Annotated in this window: 8 protein-coding genes and 1 pseudogene; 2 read left to right on the top strand and 7 right to left on the bottom strand. The window is 39.3% G+C overall.

The genetic code is table 11. The features are described from left to right. Positions 1-509 (bottom strand): annotated as a pseudogene (locus tag K8S13_RS16690) (adenylylsulfate reductase subunit alpha); the annotation flags it as partial. Between the two features lie 54 nt (positions 510-563). Next, on the bottom strand, positions 564-1,001 hold the full coding sequence (gene aprB, locus K8S13_RS16695; RefSeq protein ID WP_291464246.1) for an adenylyl-sulfate reductase subunit beta: 438 nt from the start codon (positions 999-1,001) through the stop codon (positions 564-566). Positions 1,002-1,404: 403 nt separating this feature from the next. Between aprB and K8S13_RS16700 the strand changes: the two genes are divergently transcribed. Next, positions 1,405-2,148, top strand: coding sequence for a YkgJ family cysteine cluster protein (locus K8S13_RS16700; protein WP_291464248.1), 744 nt, complete (start codon positions 1,405-1,407; stop codon positions 2,146-2,148). A 5-nt stretch (positions 2,149-2,153) separates the two neighbouring features. Then, entirely contained in the window at positions 2,154-2,972 is an 819-nt protein-coding gene (locus K8S13_RS16705) for an SDR family oxidoreductase (protein WP_291464249.1), read from the top strand. 1 nt (position 2,973) lies between these two features. Here the strand turns inward: K8S13_RS16705 and K8S13_RS16710 are convergent, their stop codons facing one another. From K8S13_RS16710 to K8S13_RS16730, 5 genes are all read right to left on the bottom strand, one after another. Further along, entirely contained in the window at positions 2,974-4,164 is a 1,191-nt protein-coding gene (locus K8S13_RS16710; protein WP_291464251.1) for an HD domain-containing phosphohydrolase, read from the bottom strand. A gap of 20 nt (positions 4,165-4,184) precedes the next feature. Beyond that, positions 4,185-4,649, bottom strand: a complete 465-nt coding sequence (locus K8S13_RS16715; RefSeq protein WP_291464253.1) for a putative nucleotidyltransferase substrate binding domain-containing protein — start codon at positions 4,647-4,649, stop codon at positions 4,185-4,187. A gap of 45 nt (positions 4,650-4,694) precedes the next feature. Next, on the bottom strand, positions 4,695-5,324 hold the full coding sequence (locus tag K8S13_RS16720) for a DUF294 nucleotidyltransferase-like domain-containing protein (RefSeq protein WP_291464254.1): 630 nt from the start codon (positions 5,322-5,324) through the stop codon (positions 4,695-4,697). 21 nt (positions 5,325-5,345) lie between these two features. Then, positions 5,346-5,633: a DUF503 domain-containing protein gene (locus K8S13_RS16725; RefSeq protein ID WP_291464255.1), complete on the bottom strand. Its 288-nt coding sequence runs from the start codon at positions 5,631-5,633 to the stop codon at positions 5,346-5,348. Positions 5,634-5,783: 150 nt separating this feature from the next. Next, positions 5,784-6,515: a hypothetical protein gene (locus K8S13_RS16730; protein ID WP_291464257.1), complete on the bottom strand. Its 732-nt coding sequence runs from the start codon at positions 6,513-6,515 to the stop codon at positions 5,784-5,786. Between the last annotated feature and the right edge of the window lie 258 nt (positions 6,516-6,773).

Here is a 6,773-nt window from a genome sequence, read left to right on the forward strand (position 1 = left end):
GCAACGATTCTTTTGTAAGATTCACCATTGATCATGATTTGCCATTTACCAGTACGGACTGGAGTGGCTCCACCTTTAAGTGTACCTGATTTCATACCTTTTTTGCCGTCAAGGTTTTTGCCGTCATCAGTTTTTTTCCACATGGGGAGTCCCCACTCTTCAAAAAGATGAACAGAATCATCAACATGACGTCCAAGATCGAAGATCAAGTCTTCACGAACAATACCCATAAGGTCGTTTCTGACCATACGGACGTAATCTTCGGGTTTGTTGTCACCAATATATGTATTGATAGCAGAAAGACCCTGGGCTACTGCGCCTGATCTTTCCATGGCTGCTTTGTCACAAAGAAGAATTTTTGTGTCATCGCTTGCCCATTTTTTAACTTCAAATGCTGTTCCGCAGGCAGCCATACCGCCACCAACGATCAGAATATCAACGTCTCTTTTATCAACCTCTGGGTCTCTTACAACTTTAAGTTCTCCAATAGGTTTGTTAGGTAATGCCATTGTATACCTCCAAAATTATAAATAAAGTATCAAATTAAATGATTGACAGTTTGGTTATACCAGCTCGGTTGGAGCTACAAGTACATAACCGTCTGCTTCCTGGGTAGAAAGCAGTCCGCTGTCAAGATCTTTACCTTTAAGGTCAAGATATGCATTAGCCTCGCCTTCGGGAGTTGTTCTGATGGGGAACTTGAAGCGTTTAATAACACCGTTTCTAAACTTACAAGTCCACATAACGTCTTCTGTACCCAACATGGGAACAACTGAGCTTCCCATGGGTACAAAGTCAGAATAACCTCTGACTTCAATGGCCTGAGTAGGACAGATCTTTACGCATGAAAAGCATTCCCAGCACTGATCGGGTTCCTGGTTGTATGCTTTCATTTCATTAGGTTCAAGAACCATCAGGTCATTAGGACAGATGTACATACATGCTGTCTTGTCCCCACCTTTGCAGCCGTCACATTTTTCTGCAATTACAAAAGATGGCATTTAAAATACCTCCATAATTTAAGTTAATCAAAATCGCACAATACCGTTGTGCTACTATTTTTTATTTCAACAAACAGACTGTAACCCTTATAGTTCAGCCTGGTAAACTTTAAGTCAGCTTTAAGACCAAAAAAATAAAACCAAATACTGATCCAAGCTTGCATAAATGTAACCGAAATAGCCTCTCTAACTCTTTTTGTCAAGAATTATTCAAAAAAGATTGGTCTTGTTTTTCAATTGTTTTTGCTATTTTATAAAATATCAATATGTATAAAATATCAACAGGATAAACTACAATATATAGTAGGTATCCCAGAATAAAAAGAGACTGGAAATCTAAAAAAAATACTGATAATCTACAAGACGTAAAAATTAGTGTTCAAACAGACAAAAAGGAAAACAAATGACAGAAGATATGATACCGATTCGTCTTGAAGATTTGATGAATTTTAACTGTAATTTTGAAAATGAATGTTTTAACGACTGCTGCCGTGATTTGAATCAGGCTTTGACACCTTATGATGTTTTGCGATTGAAAAATAATCTTGGGATATCATCACAGGATTTTCTAAAGACCTATACCTTTCTGCATTACGGGCCTGGCTCCGGTTTACCGGTCATTGAATTTAAACCCAACCCGGGTACGGGATATGCGTGTCCCTTTGTCACGCCTGAAGGATGTTCCGTCTATGAGGACAGGCCCGGTTCCTGCCGGATGTATCCTCTGGCCCGTGCCATTGCAAGGTCAAGGCAAACAGGGGAGATTACCCAATACTTTGCTTTAATTGAAGAATCGCATTGTAAAGGATTCGGCAAAAAGACCGGGCAGACGGTTAAAGAATGGCTTAAGGGTCAGGATGTGGACAAACACAATAAAGAAAATGACAGACTCATGGAATTGATCAGCCTTAAAAACCGGATTATACCCGGCAAGCTTGAAGGGGCACAGTCTGATATGTTTTATCTGGGTTTATATGATCTGGATGAGTTCCGGGCACAGATTATTGGAAAAGACCTCTTAAAGGAATTCAGCCTTCCCGAAGACCTTTTAAAGAAAATCAAAACAGATGATGAAGCATTGCTGAACTTTGGCGTTGACTGGGTGAAATTTATGCTGTTCGGCATAAAAGCTACATTTGGAGAATGAATCCAATGCAGATTAAAGGGAAAATAGCCCTGGTTCTGGGAGCGGTTAAAGGTATGGGGAAAGGAATCGGCCTTGCCCTGGCCAATGAAGGTGCACGCCTTGTATTAACCCGCCATGACTGGGAAGACTCTTTTGATAGTATGGAAAAAGATTTTGCAGCATCCAAAGCCGACCATATGATAATTTCAGCAGATTTATGCAATATTAAAGATATTGAAATGCTTGCTTTACGTATTGAAAAAAAATATGGTCGCCTGGATATCCTGATTAATAATATTGAACGCGGCGGCTGGCCCACGGTTCATGGTGAATATATTGAAGATCAATGGGATCTTGAAATTGAAACCACTCTTAAGGCCAAACAATGGGTGTTCACTTCTGTCTTTCCCCTGCTGAAAAAAGCCAAAGAGGCCGTGGTCATCAATATATCTTCCATTGCAGGTATCATAGGTCGATCAGGCCCTGCCGCACTTGTTTTTAATGATGGCTATGCTGCTGCCAATCGGGGTATTTCAAGCCTCACGGAAACCTGGGCCCGCCTGGGTGCGCCCCATGTCCGGGTGAATGAAATTATGCTGGGTATTTTTGATACCCGGCATGCCAGAGGTACACGGGGGTGGAGTCAAGTCCTCACAAAAGAGGAAAAGCAGTCTTTGATTGATCACACCCTGTTGAATCGAACAGGAACCATAGAGGATGTGGCTAAAGCCTGCCGGTTTATTATTAAAGATGCTCCCTATATGACCGGCAGTGTCATAAGGCTTGACGGAGGCTATGTACTTGCCGGGGAAAAGATCCCCCCCATGCCCGGAGGAATTATTTAGATCAGAAACTTGCAGGGAAGCCAGTGGAAATTTTTTTTTCAAACAGGTTCTGATCAGCCATATCAGCCATATTCTTTTTTAAGAGAGTCAGACAGGATTCCATCGTGTCCCTTATATCCAACACATCCGGGTTTTCCCGGAGGACTTTAAAAAAGGCCTGGACAATTTTTGGATCAAATCGGATACCAACCCCTTCCTGTAAAGTTTGTATGGCAAGGAACAGGTTTTTTTTTCGGATTTGCGGCCTGCCGCTTATCATGGTTTCAAAGGCGTCGCACACGGTAATTATCCTTGCCCCTAAAGGGATGTCTTCTCCTTTTTTCCCGTCAGGATATCCTGTGCCATTATAAAGTTCATGGTGATGTCTTACAAGAGGTTCGATTTCGTTGAAAAACGTTAACGGGCTTAATATTTTTGCCCCTAATACCGGATGCTGCCGGATGGCTGACAACTCATTTTGCGACAATTCTCCCAAGCGTTCCAGAACCGTATCTTCCATACCGATTTTTCCTATGTCATGAAGAATACCGGCACGATAGATATTTTTTACCTCATGCTCATCCAGTTTCATTTTTTTGGCTGTAAGTTCAGATAAGACAGCCACACGCTTTGAATGGCCATGGGTGATCGGGTCCTTTGCTTCAATGGCAAGGGCAAATCCTTCAACAATCTGCTGGTAGATCTCCACCATTTTTTCATCATATCCAATGGCTCTTTGAAGCGCCAGTGCTCCCTGTTCTCCCAGGGCGGAAATTAGCTCGAATTCATGTGAGTCCAAGGGCTTATGTTGTGAAAAATAAACGGCCAGAATGCCGGAATATGGTTTCATAATATCAAAGAAGAGGCCTGTCACTGAGCCCACCCGCTGTTTTCCCAGTCGTTCAAGATCAGGAATCCTTGTATCATTTCTGGCATCCTCTATAAATATATGGGGTTCAGTCCTGTCAAAAATGGTTAACAGGGTCTGGTAATCGGTTCCGGACAGGCTTCTGTAATCAAAACCATGGGAAATTTTTGTCACAATAGTTTTTTTCTGATGGTTTAATATCCAGTAAATACATCCCTTGGCTGCCATGATATCCGTTATATTTTCAACAATGCACTTTAGAATATCCGTAACTTCACGGCCGGAATGAATCTTTTTGCTTACTTTTACAAATAATTTAAAAAAAGAATGATAGGAAGTTTCCATGAGTGTTTCTCGCCTTTTATTTAATTAAAAAAATTCATCCAGACCACGTTGTATTGTTTATTAATTTTTTTTTGCAATACCTTTACTGCTTCCAGTGCATGCAATAATTCTTTTTTTTGAGAATTTGTTAATCGGGATAGATCAATACAATTGTCAGGAAGCGGTGCTTCTTTTTTCCCAAGAAAGTGATGGGCTATTTTCATTTTCATTAACAGGGTAAATGCTGATCTATATGTGTTGTATTCTGTAGTAGAAAGCACCTGTTTCTCTTTTAACCGTGCCATCCTTTCAAGGGTTGACGGCTTTTTAATCCGGTTGTTCACAGCCAGTATCCGAATGCCGTTAATCAAATGTACCAGGCCGGATGTTTTCAGGTTAAAGCATTTTTTACATGAACCGCTTCGGTGGGTTCTGATTTTGCCGAACAGGGTTTTAGGAGATTCAAATAATTGATCATCCCTTGTAAGATAATGGCTGACACTCATTGATTGACCAAATAATTCAAAAACACGGGAATGCACCCTTTCAGCCTAAGTCATGTTCCCGTACACAGCTCTGAAATCAAGCATAATGGTGAGCTTTCGGACATCTTCGGGTTCCGCTGATCCCACCCATTCATCCAGTGCTCTCATCCAGCCATAAATGGATCTCCGCCAGACAGGGTTCACAGCCATAACATTACCCACGCACTTTTTGAATCCAAATGCCGCAAGATCTTCAACCACAAGTGTTGACAATTGTTTAAGAAAAAGTTCTGTTTCTATTTCATGGTCCTTTGCAGGATCTGTATAAATGATGGCATTATCCTGATCGGTCCTGACCACCTGCTCCTGTCTGGCATCGCTTCCCATATTTACCCAGCAAAACGGTATGGTTTGCACTTGACCTGATTTTTTCATCAGGGTTTTTTCTGCTGATTGAATAATTTGGCAGGTGATTGTTTCATTTAGAAAAGAGATGATTTCAAGAACATGCTCAAGGTTGCCCATTCTGTTTAATACTGAAATTGTAAACTGGTCAACCTGTTTTCCAAGTTCTTTCAGTCCTAACTTGAAGTCCGGATTTTTGATGGATTTCAGGATATGCGAAAAAATATTAAAAAGATCCTGATGTTGTTTCAAGGCTTTATATGAAGCTTTTATTTCAACCTTTTTCATCATGCTTGCTTCCATTATAATAATTTATAGATAAATTATCTCCATTTGAGTGTCCGTAATCTGTGCAAGACCCATATCATCGGCCATATTAAATACCTTGTCCAGTTTTGAATTCACTATCCTTGAATTGTTGCCGATGATTGAAAAGCCGATTTGAGCCCATAAATGACTGTCATTATAGTCGGTTTCCGCAATGGAGATATTGAACTTGTTTTTAATCCGGTTGATAATGGATTTGACGATTCTGCGTTTTTCCTTCAATGAACTGACACCATACAGTTTAAATTTGATTTTGCCTGTTCCGACCACCATGAATATTTCCTTGAATAGGGTTAATAATTCAGACAATAAGATCTATTTGTTTTTTAAACATAAATGGAAGGTTGATTTTTTTCAATCTATTTTCAAAAATTACCAAATTTAAACAGGTTGTTACTTTAGTCGATGCCATTCATGACAAGTTCATTCCTGAATTGTGTTTATAATCTCATCATATTTACCATTTTCTTTCATCTCTTTGAGTTTGCCAGCAAGTTTTTTTGCAAGAACTGCATATTTTTTATGCATATAAGGATACAAGTTAATTGTAACCACTGGAGGTGTCAGCATTTTAATACTATTATTGGAAATCCCAAGTTTTTTAAGGGACGCTCTGCCGGTAGATGGGCTGACAATTGCAATATCACCCCTTCCAAGGTTCAATAAATAAAATGCATTATCGATATCATAGACTCCTAACCTGTTTTCTGAAGGAATTCCGGCTACGTCCATCCCATTCTCTGTCACCTTGATTCCTGATAAATAAAGAATTTTGTAAGAAGAAAGACTTTTCCAGCCATTTACCTTGATGTTATCCAATTTGGTAAATACCGACTGAGTTATCATCTGAATCGATTCTTCAACCCTAATTAAATTTTGATATTTTTTTTCACGATTAAAATCATAAATCCTGTGGGTATCCCCATCAATTTTTCCAATATTTATTTCCCGAGGAATCCTTTTGGGAGGTAATACTTTTAATCCAAACTTAATCCCCAAATTTTTAAAAGCATGTGTCAAGATTGCATCGGATATTTTATAAAGCCTGCTATCTTTTTTATTAACACAGCTGAATTCAACTTTTTCAATTTCCAAGGCTGAACTAACGCTTACAAAGGAAAATATGAAAAATAAAAAAATAAAAAATTGTTTCATATTATTTTCTCCGTATCATGGCGGATATAGGGTTTCTCATCTTAAGATGATTCAAATTTTATTATTCTTATATAAATATACCTATGACCGCAAATGGCGGTTGGCATTCATTTTGCTTCTAAAGCAAACACGGAGGACACTTTCATTATCAAGTCAGAATTTTTTATCGCTTTCTTGATTTCAGGCAATATCCTGTCTCTGTTGTTTTTGGCTTTCTCCATCTCTTTTTGAACCAGAGCAGCATCAATTTGGGAAAAC

The sequence above is a fragment of the Desulfobacula sp. genome, from assembly GCF_021107415.1.